This is a genomic window from uncultured Clostridium sp., from assembly GCF_937920395.1.
Lineage (GTDB): Bacteria > Bacillota > Clostridia > Clostridiales > Clostridiaceae > Clostridium_AD.
This window is the reverse complement of record NZ_CALEVF010000035.1, coordinates 23,843-44,750: the sequence shown is the minus strand read 5'-3', so window position 1 is coordinate 44,750 and position 20,908 is coordinate 23,843. Positions and strand designations below refer to the sequence as shown.

Below are 20,908 nucleotides of genomic sequence, written 5' to 3'. Positions count from 1 at the left end.
TTTCGTATATTATAGTTATCGAATATATTAAAATATTATATAGACCTAATTTTTTAGTGGTAATCACTGAATAAATTATTAACTATAAATCTTTAGCTATTTCATTTAAGCTTTGTGACAAAGCCGTTAACTCTTCTATACTTGCTGTAATTTCTTGCGCTGCAGAAGCTTGTTCTTGACTAGAGGCCAGTGTTATGTCGCACTTCTTGATTGTTTCATTAGTTGCCACTTTAATATTATCTGTAAACTCTTTTATCTTTGGCACAGTACCTTTTGTTTGTTCTGAAAGTCTTCGTATTTCATTAGCTACAATGGTGAACCCACGACCTACTTCACCTGCTCTTGCAGCTTCAATAGAAGCATTTAGTCCTAATATATTTGTTCTTCCAGATATCTCTTTAATAAAAATAGATATCTCACCAATTTCTTCTGATATTGCATTAATCTTATTTATCCCTCTACTCAATTCTAACTCACTTGAATGAATTTCTGATGCCATTGCAGTAAGTTGCTGAACCGCTGCAGATATTGACATTAAACCTTCACTTAAATCATTTGATGCATCCCGTATTTTTTTAGCTGCTGATTTTGGTACTATAATCCCCAAAGATCCTACAACAACATTATTATCATCTTTATCAAATAATGGATAACTCATTACTAATATGGGAAATCCAAATAACTTACCATCATCTGTTTGAATTGATAGTTCTTTTGTTTTCATCGCTAATAAGCCTGTACTATTTGCGCCCAGCAAGTCTCCAACTTTCACACTTGGCATATCAAATTTTTCTGATGGCTGCCTACTTATGACTTTTTCAAAATCTGAAATATATAAAAATACTCCTTCTGGAAACATTTCTACCATAATAGGCGCAAAATGTGAAAAGCTCGCTATAACTGGCTGTACAATAGGAATTGCTATAGAAACAGCACCTATAATTTCATTATTTTCATTTATTATTGGAGTTGCTGTAACTGCTATATGAATTCCATATTTATTATTGTGTATATTGGAAGTCATAGTTTTCTTTGCCCTCATGCACTGCCGCTCTGCACTAGATTCTAAAATTTTCGATCCAATTTGTAACATTTTAATATCAAAAATATTTGAGGCTAACTTCCAAGTAATTGTTTCCCCTTCCATTACAAAATATATAGCTCCACCTGGTACTTGATTAACCTGAAACTCCGCTCCTGACTTAAACCCTTCTAATTCTACTAATTTAATAATACTAACATCTCCTATTTTATATATATTATATTGACATAGCCGCCTGAAAAGCCTCATGCAATGCATTTGTCACTTTTCCTACTTTTTTTGCATCTCCTAGAATAAAATATTTTATTCCTTCTGCTTTTAAATATTCTGTTATTTTCTCATCCACAACAGATTTTCTTCCCACAGCATTAACAATTGTATTTGCCTCGGTATAAATCTTTTTTCCTAAATTCCCGATAGTTAATACTTTATCTTCATATATATCAATTACAGGTGTGTTTAAATTATATTTAACGCCATACTTTTGAAATAATCCGCCTTTTCTTAAAAGTGCTACCCTAGACACTTCAAAGCCAGGATTTGCAGACGCTTCAAATACAATTACTTCTTTATGCTGTTTTGCTAAATAAAGTGCTACCTCTGTACCAACAAATCCACCACCAATAACAATTACTCTTTTTCCTACTGCCACTTTTTTCAATAATACATCTGTTGATAACACTGAATTCTCAATACCAGTTATATCAGGTATTACTTCTTCTGACCCTGTTGTAACAATTACAACATCAGCATTAATTTCTTTTATCAATTCTATATCAGCTTTTTTATCTAATATAATATTTATTTTTAAATCACCTAATTGTTTTAAATACCAACCCATAAGCTCCCCAAATTTGCCTTTAAAACTTGGAACCGCAGCAACATTTATTGTACCTCCTAATTGATTGCTTTTTTCAACAATTGTAACATCATGACCCCTTAGCGCTGCGGTTCTTGCTGCTTCTAGTCCTGCTGGCCCAGCGCCTATTACAATTACTTTCTTTTTATCTCTTGCATATGGTATCTCTTTCTCATTTAAGTATTTCCACTCTCTACCACTAAGTGGGTTAATGGAGCATCTCATATCTTTCATAAATACGATTCTACCCCCACATTCAACACACTTTACACATGGTCTAATATCTTCTGGTTTACTATCTGAAACTTTATTCACCCACTCAGGATCAGCTATAAGCTGTCTCCCAATAAATACTGCATCAGCGCCGCCGTCTTCAATTATAGCCTCTACGACTTCAGGCGTATTTACTCCACCTCCAGTTATAACTGGCACATTTACTACTTTCTTTATTTCTTTTGCATATTGTTTAAATATACCTTCCCTTCCATCTAGCACATATGCCGACGGTACATAAAGATCAATTACATCATCTGATCCACCGGTTACTTCAAAAGCATCTACTCCAGCAGCTTCTAAAGCTTTAGCCGTAAGTTTAGCATCGTCTATTGTTATTCCACCTTTTACATTAGAATCTCCTAATGACTCATCTGCACATAATCTAAAAACTACAGGGTAACTATTCCCACATTTTTCTTTTATTGCTCTTACAATTTCTAATGCAAACAAGTCCCTGTTTTCACCATAGTTGTCAATTCTTTTATTAGTTTTAGGCGACAAAAATTGCATAATTAAATATCCATGTGTTCCATGGACTTGTACCATATCAAAGCCTGCCATTTTAGCTCTTCTTGCTGCCTGCGCAAAATCATTCACAAACTGTGCTGTTTCTTTTGCAGTAAGTGCCCTTGGTGTACTCTCTGTAGATATTGGTTTACCATCAATTCTCCCTATTTCACTAGGTCCCACCGACTGTTCTACCCAGGCTTGAATTCCAGAATGAATAAGTTGTAGTACAGCTACCGCACCATTATCCTTTATCTCATCTGCTACTCTAGATAGTCCAGAAATAAATTTGTCATCGCAAATATTAATAGATGCAGGAATTTGAAGACCAGTTTCATTTACATAAGCTCCTTCAACGGTTACCATTCCTGTTCCACCTCTCGCTCTTGCAGCATAGTACTCCACCAATTGCTGTGTTACTTGTCCATCATGACCTGCATAAAGAGTTGTCATTGGTGCCATTGCAATTCTATTACGTATCTTAACTCCACCAATATAAAAAGGCTCTAAAATTTTATTAAAACTGTTATTCATTTTTATACACTTCCCTTTTAAAATATAAGAAAATTTCTAATAACTTTATCCAAATAGTATATACGTCAACATTAATACTATGTTTTTCAAAAAATAAAAAAGTGCCTTTTTATTTAAGACACCAAAATACAAACATATATATAAATTAATTTTTATAACTATATTTTGGAAACCTGGCGATCATGGAAAAATAATTTTCTTTAGACCCATAGCTTTGCGCCCTCACTTTTCAGCAAGTATGCTATTATCAATATTTACTTAATTATGATTTTACACTTATTTTTTACATTATTCAACATAATTTAAGTATATTTACCTATAATAACAAATTTTCGACTTATTGTATTATTAATCTTTAGATAAAAAAATATGTTTCTCTTTATAATCTGTTTACTTAAAGAGAAACATAGTCTTAAGTCTTAAACTTTTACTTTATTTATATTGAGTATAATTGGATATATTTTAAAAGTGTTACTGATAAATTAATTACCTGTTGTTGTTTTAGTCGTAGGTGTAGTTGTAGTTGTAGCTGGAGGCGTAGTTGTAGTCCCTGAATCTTTCGCTGGTGTAGTTGTATCTGAACCAGTCGGTGGTGTTGTTGTAGATCCTGAATCTTTCGTTGGTGTAGTTGCTTTCGTTCCATCTGTCGCCCCTGCCTTCGGTGTTGTTGGTGTTTTGGTTGTTGGTGTTTCTGGTGTTGGTGTTGTTGATGGTGTTGTTGGTGTTGTTGTTTTCGTTGTTGGTGTGCCTGATTCTTTTGTTGTTTTATCAGGTGTTGTTACCTTTGTACTATCGGTTTTCGTTGACTTTTTAGTACTGGTATTTCCAGTTGATTTCTCTGTTGAACTATTTGTACCAGTGGACTGTTTGGGAGCAACTGTTTTCACAGTAGGTGTAGTTTCGTTTTTAGAGTTCATCTTAGAATAAACTTCGCCAGAAACTCCAACGATCATAACTAAAATAATTGCTAAAATAATTACTAGTTTCTTTTTTTTCATTCTAAGTTTCTTATTTTCAGGAAACACTTCTCTATTATTTTTATTTATTGTTTGTTTATCATCTGTTACCTTACTCATGACTGCTGTAAAATCCTCTTTATCAACAGGAGGTACCTCTTGAGCTTTTTTCGTTTTCTTAAGTATTAGGTGTTTTATATTTGTTGGTATATTAAACAATAATGCTAGAATTCCATTTTCTTCTCCAGAGTATATTTCCTTAAAGTTTTCTGGTGATTTAATTACAATCACAGGCTTATTATCTTGGTCTTCTAAATATACTGTAACTGAAAACTCATCGCCCTTACCAATAAATGGAATGTAAACCTCTAGAGTGCTATCATTTACTGTGGAATCAAATTTTAACCCTCTTGTAATTTTAGCATTTTTACTCCTTAACTTAGTTTTTGATCCTATATTTATAGTTAACTCATGAATTGTTCTATTTGAGGGGTTCTTAACCGTAACAACATACCCACAATTTTCTTCACTATCCGTTTTGGTAGGTTTACCTTTTCGTATATTGCATAATATTCTAGATCCTAAATTCTTATAATAATCAAGCAATAATCCTGATGCAAATGATATTAATATAGTCAAAATTGCCGTTTTAATAATATTCATCAATTTATTCTTCTCTCCCTTATTCTTTTACTATTTTTACCAATAACATAGTTTATTATTTATCTTCATTAAATTATAAAGCAGATACATACTCGTGTCAAACTTAATAATGCACATAGCGATATTAATATGATAAAATAATTTTTAATCACATCATAAATCTTGTCCAATTGAAAATTCTTTTAATTCAAATTATTAACAAATATGAATATTGCTTCATCTTCAAACTTCATTATATATTTGTGGTATACTATATATTATATTAAATTTAAGTTAGCTAAAGAAGCCTCTCACATTGATAATTAATGTATTCCCAATCATTACCTATTTTTTTGTAAATAGCAAATAATATGAAGATTTTAATTTTCATATTATTCATTAATAACTTTTTCAAACAACGTTAGTTTTAAATGACATAAATAAATTAATCAGGAGGTATACATAATGAAGAATTCAACAAAACATTCCCTAATTATAGGTTTTGCACTATTCGCAATGTTTTTCGGTGCTGGCAACCTAATTTTCCCACCATTTCTTGGGAAAGCAGCAGGAAGTGCATATTTTACATCTATTATAGGCTTCCTAATTACTGGGGTCGGTCTTCCACTAATTGGAATAATTGCTTGTGCTAAGATTAATGGTACTTACGATAAAATGGCAAATAGAGTAGGTGAAAAATTTGCTGTAATAACAAGTGTGGCGTTAATTCTTGTTATTGGTCCATTACTAGCAATTCCAAGAACTGCTGCAACAACTTTCGAACTTGGAATACATCCTTTGTTTCCATCTGTATCACAAAATATAATAGTTATATTTTATTTTTTAGTAGTGCTTGCATTTGTACTTAAACCTTCTTCAATAATTGATAATATTGGTAAAATACTTACACCAGCACTTTTATTAATGCTCGCTATAATTATATTTAAAGGAATAATAGATCCTATTGGTCCAATTGTAAACACATCTTACAAAAACGGATTTTCAAAAGCTTTAATAGAAGGTTATCAAACCATGGATGTTATGGCTTCTGTTATATTTGCGGGAATAATTATTTCATCTGTTAAAGCAAAAGGTTATAAAAATGCAAAAGATATAATGAAGATGACAATAAAATCAGCACTAGTGGCCGTAACTGGTTTAGCCTTTGTATATGGTGGGCTTATGTATCTTGGAACGCAGTCAAGTACTTTGTTTACCAAAAGCATTGCAAGAACCGATTTAGTTACGCAAATTGTCAAGTTAGATCTTGGAAGTATCGGTTCAGTCATTCTTAGTTTATGTGTTGCACTTGCATGCCTAACAACCGCTATTGGCCTACTTGCAAGCGGAGCTGAATTTTTTACTAAGCTTTCAAGAAATAAATTATCTTACAAAACCACTGCTATTATTATGGCTGTAGTAAGTGGATTAATAGCTACGAATAACGTTGATAGCATAGTTATATTTGCTGGTCCTGTTTTACAAATTTTATATCCAATTGTAATTGTTCTAATAGTTATTACATTACTTGGTGATAAAGTAAAAAGTAATAAAGTTGTTGCTATAACTATATACACAACCCTTATTATAAGTATTTTAGATACTATAAATGGTGTATATGCTGGTAGCATTGGATTCATTAAATTTATTCCTCTAGCTAATGCTGGATTTTCATGGCTTATTCCTACTTTACTAGCTTTTGTAATTTCTAGCATATCAATAAAACCAAAACAAGACAATATAACTGAAGATGAAGCTACTTCAATAGCCTAAGGGATGATATATTGTAACTTATTTATTAATTATTAGTATTTATTAGAAAAATAGAGTTATAGGATAAACACATATCCTATAACTCTATTTTTTCTAACTCTAACTAAATATATCAGCCTCTTTACTTTTTGAGCGATTAATTTTTGAAAAATCCACCTTTGAGAAAACAAAAGTTGATAATAGTAAAAATATCATTCCAAAAATGAGTACGATCACCATGCTGATAATTGGTGTAATTACAAAATTCCCTATTTTAAAAGCAAGTTGCTCTGCTATCAATTGATTCGTTGTTAAATTAGTCTTTTCCAGTATAATAGTTCTAAAAAACGCTGTTGTATATGTCATTGGATTAAAATATGCAACATATTGCAATACTTTTGGTAACAGTGAAAGTGGAATATATGCACCACAAAGAAACGTGAGTGGCATTGTAATAGCAGTTACCACAATTTGAAATGTTTGTGAATCCTTAACCAATGTAGCTAAAAACAACCCTAACCCCGAAAAAACAAGACCAACCACAATCATCACAGCAATTACCTCAAATGGTGTTATAAATGACGTAAATTTAAGGCCTATAAAATAACCAATAAATAAAATAATGATTCCCTGCATAGTTGCTATTGTCGCTGCTGATAATAGCTGACCTGCAGCAATCTGAATTCTCTTAACCGGACTTACTAACACTTCCTTCATAAATCCCGAAACAATATCTTCAATTGTACTAGTGGCGATAGTAAGTGACGTTTGAAATACAGTGGTTATTACAATTCCTGCCAGCATATAATTTACTGGGTTTTGAATAGTATCATTTTTAAATATCGCACTAAACACATATAAAAAGAAGAATGGCATGATAATCGTGAAAACAAGCTGAACACGATTCCGAGCGAAAATTTTAATATTTCTAAACCATAAAGCTACTATAATATCCATAAATTCCTCACTTTCTTATATCTTTTCCAGTAATTTCTAAGAATACATCATTCAATGTACCTTTTTTAACTTCCAAATCTGTTATTTGCTCTTTCTGCTGACTTAATATATCCAATAGGTTTGGTATACTATCAACCTCAATTGAATAATAATTGGTTTTTTTCATGTATTTAAACCCTTCCTTGTCTAGTAATTCCTCTAACCCTTGCTCATCTTTAGTTGAAATGTTTGCCATATCTTTTGTATATTGTTGTTTCAGACGATATGGTGTGTCCATTGCAACGATTTTTCCTCCATCCATAATTGCGACTTTACTACAGATTTCGGCTTCCTCCATGTAATGCGTTGTTAAAAAGATGGTAATATTTTTTTCCTTTTGAAGTTTTACAATATATTCCCACATGTGAGCTCTTGTTTGAGGATCAAGCCCTGTAGTTGGTTCATCTAAGAATAGTACTTTAGGGTAGTGCAGTAATGATCTCGCTATTTCCACGCGCCTTTTCATACCTCCAGACAGACTACTTACCATTGCTTTTTTCCAATCCAATAAATCCACTAACTTTAAAACAAATTGGATACGCTCATCTACTTCACTTTTGGGAATAGCATAAAAATGACAATGCATAATTAAATTCTCAAGAACTGTCATTTTATTATCCAATGTCGATTCCTGAAAAACAACACCGATCACACCTCTAACTGCATCCTTTTCATGTGATACATCTTTTCCGTCAATAGTAAGGGTTCCTGATGTCTTATCGAATATGGTACAAAGTGTGTTGATGGTTGTACTTTTACCTGCTCCATTTGGTCCTAAAAATGCAAATATGCTTCCTTCTTCTACCTCAAAGGTCACATTATCTACTGCTGTAAATTTATCATACTTCTTTACAAAATTCTTAACTTCTATTATGTTTTTCATGGTATCACCCCTATCTACTGTTTTCTAGATTTTTACTGCCACATTCTCATAATTATCTTCCTTGTATAAAATTATACCGATAATTTGCCTAAACACAACTTATTTATATAAAGTATTCCATATGCCAACTATTATTGTAATAATATACTCAGACATTTTTTTCTCCCTTGAAGAAGCATTTAAATATTATCCAAGCAAGTAATGTAGATCCTGCAGCAAACCAAGTTGGAAGATTAATACTTACTGCTGTTACAAAACCCGCAATAATAGGTGGCAAAGCTTGTGCTAATGATGAGATAGATTGATTAATTCCAAGAATTTCACCTTGTTTTGTGCTATCTACCAAATTAGAAATAATAGCTGTTCCATTAGGTTGGTTAAGCCCTTGAAATATTGCTATAAATGGAACTATTAAATATAGCCATACCCTTTGATGAGGTATTAATAAAAACGGAAAACTTATTGCTAATAAAATTATTGAGTAGCTAAGTATTTTAGCTGGCTTAAATTTTTTTGAAAGTGGTCTTAAAACCGCCCCTTGTGCAATAGCTATCCAAATACCCATATAAGCAAAAAAATCGCCAACTTGAGATTGAGTAAATTTAAACTTTCCATACAAAAATACTTGGAAAAACTGTGTGAAAAAATTAAATCCTACTGTTAACAAAAATACCACTAAAAACATTACTCTTAAATCTTTAAAAGTAAAAGCTTTTTTAATATTTGTGAAGCCTGTAAATAGATTAACTTTAACTGCTCTTTTAATTACTAATGTTTCAGGAAAATTCAAAGCTACTAAAACCACATTAATAATTGCGAGTAGTATTGTAAGATAAAACGGTGTTGCATAAGTGAACCAGCTAACTATTAATGAATCAGAAAGCTTCCCACCAATATATGGTCCTATAATAAAACCTAACCCAAAAGCCATTCCAATTAAACCAAAGTTTCTAGATTTTGTTTCTGGTGTGCTTACATCAGCAATTGCGGACTGAGCTATAGATATATTTCCTCCTGTAAATCCGTCAACAATTCTTCCTAAGAATAAAAGATAAAGATTAGACGTGAGTATGCCTATTATAAAAATTGCATAACCACCAACTGTACCAACTAAAGATAACAGTAACAATTTTTTTCTACCCTTTTGATCAGCAAGAGAACCCAAAATTGGTGCACCAAAGAACTGCGCTAATGGATAAGCGGCTATCAGAAAACCGTACAATAAAGTTCTAGTTGAGAAAGAATATGTCATTTTTAATATACCATGTATTGGATCAAGTAGAAGTGCAGGTAATATTGGAATTATAATACCTAATCCCAATAGATCTAAAAATACAGTAAAAAATATCGTCCCTATAGAAAATTTTTTATTTTTCATGAATTTTACTCCATCCTTTAACTTTATTATTAATAACTAACATTCTAATATGTTTGTTATTCACTCCCTAATTTTCACTTATAAATTCAACTATAAATTTAGCTATAATATTTTGCTGCTCGTCTCTTGTTATTGTAGCTGTGTTGTCACCCTTTTGGAATCCATACCAACCATTCTGTGAATGATTACCTCCCTTAATAGCAATCCATTTTGTACTTTTAGGCAATAGTTTTTTAGAATCATCAATCTTATGCTTTCCAACAAATCCATCTTTAGTCCCATACATTGACAAAACTTTTATATCACTTGATGACAGATTGCTACTTTTCTGTGGATATGATGCTAAAAGTATTAAGCCATTAATTTGGTCTTGGTTTTTGTATGCAAATTGTGCAGCCATAACCCCACCAAGTGAATGACCAGCAATATACCACTGCTTAATTTGTGGATATTTTTCTATTACCTTTTCAGCCTTATTAGGAGAAAGTACAGCAAGCTTCAATGGCATTGGTACAATTACAACTTTAAACCCAGACTCCGCTAATTTTACAGCTAAAGGTGCATAAGCCTGAGGTGCAACCTTCCCACCCGGATAAATAATTAGACCTTTCGTAATTATTTTGTTTTTAGCGGTATATTCAATCCAAGGCGAACCTTTATATTCAACCTTATCATTTGAGTGCAGCATAATTTGGGCTTCCGGCATAGCTCTATAATAATCATTTGTATATGCTACAATTACTATTATAATTATTATGGGAATAAGTAATAAAAAATATTTCCACTTTTTTTCAATAAACAATTTCAACTTATATCACCCCTCGATGTACTATTATTTATATCTATCTTTTCCATAGTATTCACTACTTCAAGTTATGTAACCGTAATTCTATAATCTTATATATCATCCTATATTTTGATCAGTAAATCAAGCAATTATTAAAAATAATTTCTCCTTTTGAATATATAATTCTCTTTGGTTGAATACTTTATATAATGAATAGAATCTTAAATAATAATATAAAAAAGAAGGGTGATTGAATAATGTCACAAGAAAGAGGAATAAAAGTCCTAAAAACTTTTACTGTGCTTAGTTTTATTCTCATGGTTACTGTTAATGCATTAGCAAATATTTTACCAATTAACGGTATAACAACTGGTGGAGTTTCTGATTCATATCCTAATCTATTTGCACCTGCTGGCGTTACATTTGTAATATGGGGAATAATATACTTGTTACTTGCTGGATTCGTAGTTTATCAACTGGGGCTTTTTAAAGGAACTAATACTAAAGATATTGTTAAGCTTATTGGCGGCTATTTTATTATATCTTCACTAACAAATACTGCATGGATATTTAGCTGGCAGTATAAAATTATTCCACTTTCCATGATTTTAATGATAATACTACTTGTTTGCTTAATTAAAATCAATGGCAAACTAAATTCCATAGAATTAACTTCAAAGGAAAAATTAATTGTAAAACTTCCTTTTAGCGTTTATTTCGGTTGGATTACTGTAGCAACGATAGCTAATGTAGCCGCACTACTTGTTAGTTTAGGGTGGAACCCTGGGGGCTTATCTGAGCAGATCTTAACAATAGTTATTCTATTAGTTGGTCTTATTATTGGCATGGCTACAACATTAAAAAATAAGGATATTCCGTATGGTATAGTTATATTTTGGGCTTATTTAGGTATACTCATCAAACATGTTTCCTCAAGTGGTTTTGCAGGTCAATATTATGGAATTATCACTACACTAATCATTTCATTAGTTATTATTTTCATATGCCTATTATATGTTGCAAAAGAAAGAAAAAATATAATTTAATCTAGATATGTTTTAAGGGATTCCCATTATAATTTGGGAATCCCTTTTATTTTATTGTGATTATTTTTATATCTTTTTTAGAACATGTTAATTCCATTGACTTTTACATTTAAGCATTTATTAAACTTTTGCATTTGCAACTGATTCTTGATTGTTTATTTTAGTAGTTCCACATAAATTTTTAGGTAAAGTTAAAGTAATTAAAGCCGCTGTTATTAATGAACATACTAGAAAGTATATTGCAAAATCATAGTTGTATTTTTGAATAAACCAACCTACTATATATGGTCCTAAAAAACCACCTAAATTCCCTAAAGCATTTATAATACCACGAGAAGCCGCTGCCATATCACCACTAAATAAAGTTGGTGGTATTGTCCAGAACACTCCTGCTGCTGCCTGTAGAAACACTCCACAACCAACCAAAAATGCAAACGAAACCCACATATGTTGTTTAAATAGAACAGATAAATATAAACATAAAGCAAAACTTAATATAGGTATAATTATATATTTTTTTCTATTTTTACTTTTATCTGAGAGATTAGCAAATACATACAATCCGATTATAGTTCCTATATATGGAAATATAGATAAAATACCAACCATAGCCATTCCTGAATTAGTTAGATTTTTAAGAGTTGTAGGCAACCATAATGAAAATCCATATATTCCAGTTTGATAAAATAGATTTAATAGTACAAGCTTCCACATATTTTTGCTTTGGAATACATCTTTAAACCCGACTTTTTCTGATATTTTTCCTTTTACACTTTCTTGTTGTTCTAGCATTTTGTGATTTATATAATCTTTTTCTTCTTTTGAAATCCATTTAGCATCATCTGGTCTATCACTTATCATTGGAAGCCATACAAACAATACCGATAAGGATAATATTCCTTCTATTATAAAAACATATCTCCAACTATAGCTAGCTAAAATAAATCCAGAAAGTGGTCCTGTTATAATAGATGCTATTGGTACATTCATTATACAAAGAGCATTTGCCCTTCCAATTTCCTCATTAGGAAACCAATGACTTAGCATTGTAAGCAAACATGGTAAAACACAGCCTTCTGAAACTCCTAATAAAAAACGTATTATAAGTAATTGATTTACATTATGAACAAACCCACCAAGCGTGGCTATAATACCCCATACTATAACTACATAAGTTATAAGTTTCCTACCACTCTTACGTTCTGCAAGTAATCCTCCTGGAACTTGAAGAAAAAGAAATCCTATAAAAAATATACCTGCAGCAAGTCCTGATATACTTGCAGTCATTCCAAGCTCTTTGCTCATTCCTCCTGCTATCGCAAAACTTATATTAGTACGATCCATAAAACCTACAATATAAACAATAATGATTGGTGGAATAATACGAAACCAACGCTGGCATGGAATATTTGAAAGTGTTTTTGTATTTTGACTCATATCTACATCCCCTTTTTTTTAATAAATAAAAGTATCCCCTGTAAAAAGTATGATTAAATTTGTAGGTTTGATTATTAAACCGATTTCATTTTACATAAATCAATAAAATAATATATCTTTTTACTATATCAATACTACTTTTACCTTTACAACAACTTTTCTCACAATCATAGATTTTTCTAACATTACTCCTGGTCTATGCACATCGCTAGGAAAGAAAATGCAATAACATCCTGGCGTAGCTTCTATAAATCCTTCATTTTCAACTTCCTTATAAAATATTAAATCTCTATTGTCTATTCTCTCATCAACTTCATATTTACCCATATCAGGAGTAAATCCCAATCTTTCTTTTCCAGAAGCAATGAACTGAACATCTATATACTTTTCATGCACCTCTGGTCTTTTCTTTTCAATTGGTTCTGTCTGTACATCAAATACCTGTGCGTAAATATCCTTTCCCTGAATATCATAAGCTCCTACTTCCATAGTCGTAAAATCGTTTTCTTTTAGATATTTAATAGCCGTTTGAATAGCTACTGGATACTTCGTAACATCATCCTTTGAATAAATAGATGAAAATATCATATTAAACCTCCCATTTTTTTAATTGTTTAAATATTAATTACATAATTTTTTAGTTGTTTCGTTGCTCCATAGCGTGAACCATATTCACTATAAACACATGAGATGGAACCTCTACTCCATACTTTTTAGCAGCAGAAACCACTGAGCCACTTATTGTATCTACCTCCGTTAGTCGTCCATTATTTAAGTCTGTATAAATAGACGTACATCCATTAGGAGAATCCTCTGATGCTTTCTTAACCTTTGCTAGCACTGTTTTTTCATCAAATACAAGTCCCATTGCCTTCGATACTACAATTGCTTCTTTTACTAATTGCTTTGTCAAATTCCATGCACTTTTATTTGCAGCAATAAATCCCATCTTAACTTGCAATACACCCGTAACTGCACTAAGTGATACATTGGTGAATAACTTATCCCATATTAATTTTTGAATATTGCCCTGAACTATTGTTTCAAACCCACATTCGTCAAAACATTTTTTTAATGCATTAAGCATGTCATTTTTGTCATCAGCAAGCATACCTATATTCGTTCTTCCAGTTCCACCATGTCTAACATGTCCTAGTTTAATAATTGCTCCATTATCCTCTGTTGTACCAATAATAATACGTTCAATTGGTACTACTTCTGATAAAATATCCTCATGACCTGCTCCATTTTGAAGTGTCATAACATAAGTGTTACTATCAATTATTCCTTTATTTTCTTGTAGTGCTACCCTTGAATATAAGGATTTAACAAATAAAATAATTAAATCCACTTTTCCAATTCCGTCAGTTGATTTAACTGCTTTTGGCCTATATAATACATCTGAGCCATTTTCCTCAAGTTTTAATCCGTCTTTATTTATTGTATCTACAAGCTCTTGATTATTATCTACCAAATAAACTTCATTATGTTTTGATAAATAACCACCATAGATTGACCCCATAGCCCCTGCACCGATTATCGCTATTTTCATATTTGCACCCTCTCTTTATTTAGGATAGTGTTAACACTATCTTATTTAGAAAATTCTATTAACCCTTCAATTGCATATGCACGAATTGGACATGAATCCAAACCAATAATCGGTAGTGGAGAATATGACATAAAGAATGTATCTACAGATAATTCTTCCAGATTCTTTAACACTTCTAAAAATACAACATTTACTTCCATCAATACATCATGAAAAGCTTTTACATCTTCATTATTGCTTTCAATTGATACACCGTCGCCAAAACCAACACATTTTACTCCTTTTTCTTTCAACCACTGAGCAGTCTCGCGGCAAATAAATAGTCTTTTGTCATCTTCTGTATTTGATGCTGGTGTAAATGGAGCAAGTTTCATAGGTGAATCTAAGATTACTATATCGCCTTTTTTAATTCTATCACCGCAAGCCTTTTCTAAATCAATGCTTTTAATTTTTTCATTAGGTTTCATATGTGTGATGTTAACGTAAATCGCTCTTCCCATAAATGTAGTAATTGGAAGTGACTCTACATCTGACCAATTATCATTGTGATGATATGGGCACTCGACATGAGTTCCTAAATGACTAGTTAAATCCATAATTGTATGAAAATCTGGGATTGGTCCACCTGTGTTAAATCTAGTAAGTCCACATCTTCTACTTTCTGTTTTAGGATCTAACACCTTTGTTAAATCGATTACTTTTAAGTCTCCCATTTTATATGAGTTCATAATATTTCCTCCTTAAAATTTAATTTTTAATACTATTTATTTTCTTATTTCCAGTATACCGGTATACCTGTACACTGTCAAGCGTTTTTTATTGACCTTAAATATTTTTTAGTATATGATAGTAACATAGGGGAGTGCAGACTATGGCTAATTTAAATATTGATACAAAAAGTTCATTACAAGCTCAGACTTATAACTATGTGAAAGATCAAATTCTCACAAAGAAACTTAATACTAATGTCCTATACTCGGAAACAAAACTAGCGGCAGAATTAGGTATTTCAAGAACTCCTATGAGAGAGTCTCTTCAATGCCTTAGCCAAGATGGATATATTACAATTATTCCAAGCAAGGGATTTATGATAAGACAACTCAATGAAAAGGATATGTTAGAATCAATTCAAATTAGATGTGCAATAGAAGGATTTTGTACTCATGTAATTGCAGGTGAAATAGAAAGTAAAAAAGGCCAGCAATTAATAAAAGCCCTGAGTAAGTTATTAGAACGTATGAAAAAAACAAAAGATTCTAATGACTCTCATAAATCTTTTATGGATTATGACCACAAGTTTCATCTTTTATTAATTAATTATGTAGACAATAGTGAATTTAGTAAAACATTTCAAAGGCTTATGTATTTAATCCAATTAACAACATCAACTGCTCTCTCTCTTACTGGTCGTATTGACAGTACTTTGGATGAGCATGAACAATTTTTCCATTATCTTAAACAAGGCGACGGAGATATTGCATATAATATATTAGTTAAGCATCTAATGATGCCACTAAATATGCATATTATAGATTAGAAATAGACATTACAATTAAAAGGACGACTAATCATTATTTGATTAGTCGTCCTTTCTCACCACAATGAGTACATTTATCTAGTAAATACGAATTCCGCGTCCGAAGATAGATATTTGTTATAACTATACCCCTCTTCGTTAAATTCTTTTAAATCACCCGGTAAACTAATACTATTTTCAATTATAAACCGGCTCATTAATCCTCTTGCCCGTTTTGTGTAAATAGTTATAACTTTATTATTTCCATTTTTATAATCTTTAAACACAGGTGTTATCGCATTTACATTGATTTTGCTCATATCTATTACCGAGGAATATTCCTTTGATGCTAAATTTATAAGTATGTTATCATTTTGTGTCTTTAATTCCTTTTTAATATAAGCAGTAATCTTATTTCCCCAAAAATTATATAAGTTATTACCTCGTTTATTTTTAAGCTTTATTCCCATCTCTAACCTATAAGGTTGTATTAAATCAAGTGGCCTAAGTGCACCATATAATCCGGATAATATTATTAAATGCTTATTAGCAAAAGATAGCTGTTGCTGATTTAAATCACCTCCATTTAATCCCTTAAATGCTGCACCATCATATGCAAGTAATGCTTGTTTACCATTTGATAAATCATGTTCTTTTTCCCATGTAATATGCCTCATAAAATTTTGCTCTGCAAGTTTACTATTTATTTTCATTAACCCTTCCAAATCTTCCGGGGGATATTTTATAAGCTCCTTAATTAAGCTACTTGCTTCCTTGATAAATATAGGCTTAGTAAATAAACTAGTATTAACTGTCTTGTCCATTTTTAAATTTTTCGCTGGTGATAATATTGTAATCATTCGTACCTCACCCCAAGATAATTATACCATAGGTTTAACATTTACTTTTTATTTAGGCTAATTATCAATTTTATATTTTTTATTTCTAAGTAATTTAATAAAAAAATCCAAAGCGACAATCAAAATAACTTTATATGTTAATAATTTTCAAAATCGTGTTACTATATGATTTATACTTTAAACCGATATCCAGCACCCCATACAGTTTGAATATGTATGGGGTTAGATGGATCTTTTTCAATTTTTTCTCTTAACCGATTAATATGAACTGCAACAGTCTTACTGTCTCCATATGCATCCATTCCCCAAATTTTTTCATATAATATTTCTTTGTTAAAAACAACATCTGCATTTGTCACAAGAAATAAGAGCAATTCATACTCTTTATTCTTAAACTCAATCTCATGATCATCTACATATACACGATGTGCTTTGGAATTAATTCTCACATTACCAACTTGTATTTCTTCAGCTAAGAATACATTACCTCTTAATCGTTCATATTGTGCTAAATTTGCTTTTACTCTTGCAACAAGCTCAGTAGGAGAAAAAGGTTTTGAAATATAGTCATCAGCACCTAATCCCAAACCTCTTATTTTATCTATATCTTCAATTCTTGCAGTTACCATTATTATTGGAATATCAATTATTCCTCGTATTTTCTTACAAATTTCATATCCATTTATGTTGGGCAGCATCAAATCAAGTAAAATTAAATCATATTCTCCTGAGGATGCATATTTTAAACCTTTTATTCCATCTGCTACAATAAAGGTTTCAAACCCATTTATCTCTAAAAAATCTCTTTCAATCTCTGCAATAGATTTATCGTCTTCAATAATCAGAATTTTTTTAAGCATTGTTACCTCCTGTATATTTTGGGAGCATCATAATAATAGCAAGTCCACCTTCTGGTATATTCTCTGCTCGTATTGATCCACCTAACTTTTCTATGATTTTTGCTGTTATAGAAAGTCCTAATCCACTACCTTTACTAGGATTACTTCTAGAAGGATCTGTTCGATAAAAAATATCAAATAATTTTTCAAGTGCTTCCTCAGGGACACCCGATCCATTATCTTCTAATTTAATTTCCACATTATTATCGTCTGCCTCACATAGAATTCTCATTTGGCATTGCTCTATATTTTTATATTTAACACTATTTTCTAAAATATTAATTACAGCATTACGTAGCTGCACAATATCTGCTTGAACATAAATGTCTTTAACATTTTGTATAAGTGTAATAATGAGTCCCTTTTTCTTATATTCCTCTTTAAGATTAACTATCATATTAGACAATTCTTTACCAATGTCTGCTTTCTCCAGATAAAGAGGGAATTCTCCAATATCTAATTTAGAAAACAAAAACAATTGACTTACGATATGTTCCAAATCAACAGTCTTATTCTTTATGGTATCTAAGTAACGTTTCTGAATTTCAGGAGTAGATGCCACTCCTGTATCAAGTCCCTCAACATAGGCTTTTATAGATGTTAATGGAGTTCGTAGATCATGGGAAATTCCAGCAATTAATTCTTTACGATTAGCTTCATCCTTTTGCCTTGCATTTACAGAATCTAAAAGTCGCTGAGCCATTTCGTTAAAATCAGAACATATACCTTCAAATTCATCTTTTTCATTATACTCTATATTATAATCTAAATTACCATCACGAATTTGGCGCACTCCATATACTAAAGTATCTAACGGTACTATAATACTCTTAAATACAAAACGTGTTAAAAATCTATTTGTTAGCAATATAATAGCGATAATAAGCAAACTCATTATTACTACTAAGTTAAACACTACCTTATCATATGCTCCACCATCTTGCTTATTACGCGAGCTGAAATTAGTATCCTCTAAAATTATACTGTATTTACCTACGTTTTCCTTATAGATAGCTATATTATCCATAAAAAACGTATGACTACCATTTTGTGAAATAGCAGCATCCCAAATGGGAGTACTTTTAATAGTCGATAACGGATATACCAATTTCTTACCTTCATAAATGAATAATGAAATTTTCTTATCTCTATGTTTTTCATTAAAGCTGTCTAAATCCACCTTCATTTGATTAATGTTAATACTGCGCGACCAATTATGTATAAGCATGTCTGTTTTTTGTTTTGAATCATAAAATGATTTCTCGTTTTGATCATGAGTTCCCATTATCTCCATAACTGCAAACATTGTACCCCCTACCATTATAAGACCTATAATTGCAGGTATGACAATCATTAGAAAATTAGAAATAAATAAGCGTTTTTTTATTGTCAAATAATTCACCTCGCTCCATTTATTATACTATAAATAAACTAACGTTTTCATATCGTTTTGTTAATTTATATTTGAAATTGTTTCGCCTTAAAAACAATATTTCTTGATAAACTCACATTAAAATCAAAAACATTAGAGCAAACCATAGAAGTAATTTCAACGCATTGTTTAATATCCAGTAAATAAGATGCCTCACCTTCCATGTAATCATCTAAAACATTTTCAATTGACGCTTTTATTAAAGCAAGGCTATTTAATCTATGACCTTTATCATTTAAAGGCTTATTAAGTTGCTCTCCTAAATTATCATAATTATCTAGTAGATATCTTTGAAGGTCTCGTTCATACTTTAAATGATATTGAATATTCCCAACTGCTCCTGATATATGAGCATTGCAGCAAAAGTCACATAGATAATGAACAACTATTCCTAATTGCATCGAATGATAACCATTAAATTTTTTAACTAAAAGGAGCTTTTCTATCTTTTCAAGAACATATCCTATAGATTTATTCATATAATGTGGATGTGTTATAACCTGCCAGCTTTGATCAATCATCACAAGTCCAAAATTAAACATAATTTTAGAAAATCCTTTAGGCATAATTATTATATTATTCTTAAATGCTAACTCCGCTATCTTAACATGAGTTTTTACCTTCACGATTACACGCTCCCATCTAATTAGATTATTATTCTTATAAATTTCTTTTAATATTTTTATTTTACTAAAATCATATTTTTATTTTTCACCCAATGTTTCTTATCTTACTATAAACACAGTATAAAACAAAAATGTAAACTATAAATAAATCATTGTTAAACTATTTATAAACTAGAAATTAGAGGGAGTAAGGTGGGTAACATTAGTTTTTGTCACCACTTGTAAATGCCGCAGATGAGTTTGGTGTGGCGGCAAACTATTTGAATTTGTATATGAAAAGCTTAATACTAATCTTCTTTGTATAATGATTTAAGCCCTAATTTTATTGCTATTTTCTTTTCAACTATTCCATATAAATTTTCTACCTTACTTCTTAATTTTAAGTTATAAATGTAGCTTGTTGTAAAAACAATTATATACGCTCCTATAATATCCATAGGATAGTGGTGTCCAACATACACTCTTGAAAAGCTTACGATTATTGATAATATTGTCATTATCATTCCTAGTATTCTATTGTATTTTTTTAAACCTAAAGCTATACTCATTGTTCCAGTAGCATGATTACTTGGGAAGGACGAGGCTGTATCGTGAGGCAATAATAAATTCACCTTATTATGAACAAAAGGTCTGTCCACATAAAACATACTTCTAATGATTAAATTTATGATTAAATTTATACCTGTTATAACAACTGTACTAACAGCTATTTTTCTATATTCGGATTTCTTTTGTTTTATCCCTAAAATAAATGCTATTACAACAACTGCCATAAATATATAAGGTACATATTGAGAAAAGAAAATCATTGTATTATCTAAAATCACGTTTTTATTTGCTAAATTATTTATTATTCTAAAAAATTTCATATTCATTTTTACTATCTCCTCCATACCATCTACTAAATAATAAACCACTCTCATTATAG

19 protein-coding genes and 1 riboswitch are annotated in these 20,908 nt (G+C 30.9%); of the genes, 3 read left to right on the top strand and 16 right to left on the bottom strand.

The genetic code is table 11. The features are described from left to right. Positions 1 to 82: 82 nt before the first annotated feature. The 3 genes from Q0649_RS02215 to Q0649_RS02205 form a co-directional block, all read right to left on the bottom strand. Complete coding sequence (locus Q0649_RS02215; protein ID WP_298836787.1) at positions 83 to 1,300, bottom strand: methyl-accepting chemotaxis protein; 1,218 nt, start codon at positions 1,298 to 1,300, stop codon at positions 83 to 85. Next, positions 1,260 to 3,218 (bottom strand): FAD-dependent oxidoreductase, encoded by a 1,959-nt coding sequence (locus tag Q0649_RS02210; protein ID WP_298836785.1) that lies wholly within the window; start codon positions 3,216 to 3,218, stop codon positions 1,260 to 1,262. The genes Q0649_RS02215 and Q0649_RS02210 overlap by 41 nt, the downstream gene beginning before the upstream one ends. A 164-nt stretch (positions 3,219 to 3,382) precedes the next feature. Next, positions 3,383 to 3,471: riboswitch (cyclic di-GMP riboswitch) on the bottom strand. 229 nt (positions 3,472 to 3,700) lie between these two features. Beyond that, a complete protein-coding gene (locus Q0649_RS02205) occupies positions 3,701 to 4,837 on the bottom strand; it encodes a hypothetical protein (RefSeq protein WP_298836783.1) in 1,137 nt (378 codons plus the stop codon). Between the two features lie 444 nt (positions 4,838 to 5,281). On the opposite strand from Q0649_RS02205, the gene brnQ reads away from it, so the two are divergent. Further along, the gene (gene brnQ / locus Q0649_RS02200) at positions 5,282 to 6,589 is read left to right on the top strand and encodes a branched-chain amino acid transport system II carrier protein (RefSeq protein WP_298836781.1); all 1,308 of its coding nucleotides are present in this window, start codon (positions 5,282 to 5,284) and stop codon (positions 6,587 to 6,589) included. A 99-nt stretch (positions 6,590 to 6,688) separates the two neighbouring features. Here the strand turns inward: brnQ and Q0649_RS02195 are convergent, their stop codons facing one another. From Q0649_RS02195 to Q0649_RS02180, 4 genes are all read right to left on the bottom strand, one after another. Beyond that, complete coding sequence (locus Q0649_RS02195; protein WP_298836779.1) at positions 6,689 to 7,525, bottom strand: ABC transporter permease; 837 nt, start codon at positions 7,523 to 7,525, stop codon at positions 6,689 to 6,691. 7 nt (positions 7,526 to 7,532) lie between these two features. Then, positions 7,533 to 8,447: an ATP-binding cassette domain-containing protein gene (locus Q0649_RS02190; RefSeq protein WP_298836777.1), complete on the bottom strand. Its 915-nt coding sequence runs from the start codon at positions 8,445 to 8,447 to the stop codon at positions 7,533 to 7,535. A 148-nt stretch (positions 8,448 to 8,595) separates the two neighbouring features. Further along, complete coding sequence (locus Q0649_RS02185) at positions 8,596 to 9,825, bottom strand: MFS transporter (RefSeq protein ID WP_298836776.1); 1,230 nt, start codon at positions 9,823 to 9,825, stop codon at positions 8,596 to 8,598. 67 nt (positions 9,826 to 9,892) lie between these two features. Continuing rightward, entirely contained in the window at positions 9,893 to 10,633 is a 741-nt protein-coding gene (locus Q0649_RS02180) for an alpha/beta family hydrolase (protein WP_298836774.1), read from the bottom strand. Positions 10,634 to 10,869: 236 nt separating this feature from the next. Between Q0649_RS02180 and Q0649_RS02175 the strand changes: the two genes are divergently transcribed. Continuing rightward, positions 10,870 to 11,658, top strand: coding sequence for a tryptophan-rich sensory protein (locus Q0649_RS02175; protein ID WP_298836772.1), 789 nt, complete (start codon positions 10,870 to 10,872; stop codon positions 11,656 to 11,658). A 120-nt stretch (positions 11,659 to 11,778) separates the two neighbouring features. Here the strand turns inward: Q0649_RS02175 and Q0649_RS02170 are convergent, their stop codons facing one another. From Q0649_RS02170 to Q0649_RS02155, 4 genes are all read right to left on the bottom strand, one after another. Continuing rightward, on the bottom strand, positions 11,779 to 13,095 hold the full coding sequence (locus Q0649_RS02170) for an MFS transporter (RefSeq protein WP_298836770.1): 1,317 nt from the start codon (positions 13,093 to 13,095) through the stop codon (positions 11,779 to 11,781). Between the two features lie 123 nt (positions 13,096 to 13,218). After that, entirely contained in the window at positions 13,219 to 13,683 is a 465-nt protein-coding gene (locus Q0649_RS02165; RefSeq protein ID WP_298836768.1) for a YhcH/YjgK/YiaL family protein, read from the bottom strand. 49 nt (positions 13,684 to 13,732) lie between these two features. Continuing rightward, positions 13,733 to 14,647: a ketopantoate reductase family protein gene (locus tag Q0649_RS02160; RefSeq protein ID WP_298836766.1), complete on the bottom strand. Its 915-nt coding sequence runs from the start codon at positions 14,645 to 14,647 to the stop codon at positions 13,733 to 13,735. Positions 14,648 to 14,688: 41 nt separating this feature from the next. Then, positions 14,689 to 15,375 carry a cyclase family protein gene (locus tag Q0649_RS02155; RefSeq protein ID WP_298836764.1) on the bottom strand — a complete coding sequence of 229 codons (687 nt, stop codon included), beginning with the start codon at positions 15,373 to 15,375 and terminating at the stop codon, positions 14,689 to 14,691. A 143-nt stretch (positions 15,376 to 15,518) separates the two neighbouring features. On the opposite strand from Q0649_RS02155, the gene Q0649_RS02150 reads away from it, so the two are divergent. Beyond that, positions 15,519 to 16,184, top strand: coding sequence for a GntR family transcriptional regulator (locus Q0649_RS02150; protein WP_298836762.1), 666 nt, complete (start codon positions 15,519 to 15,521; stop codon positions 16,182 to 16,184). A gap of 74 nt (positions 16,185 to 16,258) precedes the next feature. On the opposite strand, the gene yaaA is transcribed toward Q0649_RS02150, so the two are convergent. The 5 genes from yaaA to Q0649_RS02125 form a co-directional block, all read right to left on the bottom strand. Next, entirely contained in the window at positions 16,259 to 17,023 is a 765-nt protein-coding gene (yaaA, locus tag Q0649_RS02145) for a peroxide stress protein YaaA (protein WP_298836761.1), read from the bottom strand. 170 nt (positions 17,024 to 17,193) lie between these two features. Further along, positions 17,194 to 17,883: a response regulator transcription factor gene (locus Q0649_RS02140; protein ID WP_298836759.1), complete on the bottom strand. Its 690-nt coding sequence runs from the start codon at positions 17,881 to 17,883 to the stop codon at positions 17,194 to 17,196. Beyond that, positions 17,876 to 19,315 (bottom strand): cell wall metabolism sensor histidine kinase WalK, encoded by a 1,440-nt coding sequence (locus tag Q0649_RS02135; protein ID WP_298836757.1) that lies wholly within the window; start codon positions 19,313 to 19,315, stop codon positions 17,876 to 17,878. The genes Q0649_RS02140 and Q0649_RS02135 overlap by 8 nt, the downstream gene beginning before the upstream one ends. A 65-nt stretch (positions 19,316 to 19,380) precedes the next feature. After that, positions 19,381 to 19,980 carry a zinc dependent phospholipase C family protein gene (locus Q0649_RS02130; RefSeq protein WP_298836754.1) on the bottom strand — a complete coding sequence of 200 codons (600 nt, stop codon included), beginning with the start codon at positions 19,978 to 19,980 and terminating at the stop codon, positions 19,381 to 19,383. A 287-nt stretch (positions 19,981 to 20,267) separates the two neighbouring features. Further along, positions 20,268 to 20,855 carry a phosphatase PAP2 family protein gene (locus tag Q0649_RS02125; RefSeq protein WP_298836752.1) on the bottom strand — a complete coding sequence of 196 codons (588 nt, stop codon included), beginning with the start codon at positions 20,853 to 20,855 and terminating at the stop codon, positions 20,268 to 20,270. Positions 20,856 to 20,908: the final 53 nt, after the last annotated feature.

Excerpts from the sequence above, each read along its gene's own strand:
- Q0649_RS02215 (WP_298836787.1), bottom strand. The coding sequence starts at position 1,300 with ATGCATTGCATGAGGCTTTTCAGGCGGCTATGTCAATATAATATATAT.
- Q0649_RS02195 (WP_298836779.1), bottom strand. The coding sequence starts at position 7,525 with ATGGATATTATAGTAGCTTTATGGTTTAGAAATATTAAAATTTTCGCT.
- Q0649_RS02210 (WP_298836785.1), bottom strand. The coding sequence starts at position 3,218 with ATGAATAACAGTTTTAATAAAATTTTAGAGCCTTTTTATATTGGTGGA.
- Q0649_RS02155 (WP_298836764.1), bottom strand. The coding sequence starts at position 15,375 with ATGAACTCATATAAAATGGGAGACTTAAAAGTAATCGATTTAACAAAG.
- Q0649_RS02125 (WP_298836752.1), bottom strand. The coding sequence starts at position 20,855 with ATGAATATGAAATTTTTTAGAATAATAAATAATTTAGCAAATAAAAAC.
- Q0649_RS02150 (WP_298836762.1), top strand. The coding sequence starts at position 15,519 with ATGGCTAATTTAAATATTGATACAAAAAGTTCATTACAAGCTCAGACT.
- Q0649_RS02175 (WP_298836772.1), top strand. The coding sequence starts at position 10,870 with ATGTCACAAGAAAGAGGAATAAAAGTCCTAAAAACTTTTACTGTGCTT.
- Q0649_RS02190 (WP_298836777.1), bottom strand. The coding sequence starts at position 8,447 with ATGAAAAACATAATAGAAGTTAAGAATTTTGTAAAGAAGTATGATAAA.
- brnQ (WP_298836781.1), top strand. The coding sequence starts at position 5,282 with ATGAAGAATTCAACAAAACATTCCCTAATTATAGGTTTTGCACTATTC.
- Q0649_RS02205 (WP_298836783.1), bottom strand. The coding sequence starts at position 4,837 with ATGAATATTATTAAAACGGCAATTTTGACTATATTAATATCATTTGCA.
- yaaA (WP_298836761.1), bottom strand. The coding sequence starts at position 17,023 with ATGATTACAATATTATCACCAGCGAAAAATTTAAAAATGGACAAGACA.
- Q0649_RS02140 (WP_298836759.1), bottom strand. The coding sequence starts at position 17,883 with ATGCTTAAAAAAATTCTGATTATTGAAGACGATAAATCTATTGCAGAG.
- Q0649_RS02170 (WP_298836770.1), bottom strand. The coding sequence starts at position 13,095 with ATGAGTCAAAATACAAAAACACTTTCAAATATTCCATGCCAGCGTTGG.
- Q0649_RS02165 (WP_298836768.1), bottom strand. The coding sequence starts at position 13,683 with ATGATATTTTCATCTATTTATTCAAAGGATGATGTTACGAAGTATCCA.
- Q0649_RS02160 (WP_298836766.1), bottom strand. The coding sequence starts at position 14,647 with ATGAAAATAGCGATAATCGGTGCAGGGGCTATGGGGTCAATCTATGGT.
- Q0649_RS02185 (WP_298836776.1), bottom strand. The coding sequence starts at position 9,825 with ATGAAAAATAAAAAATTTTCTATAGGGACGATATTTTTTACTGTATTT.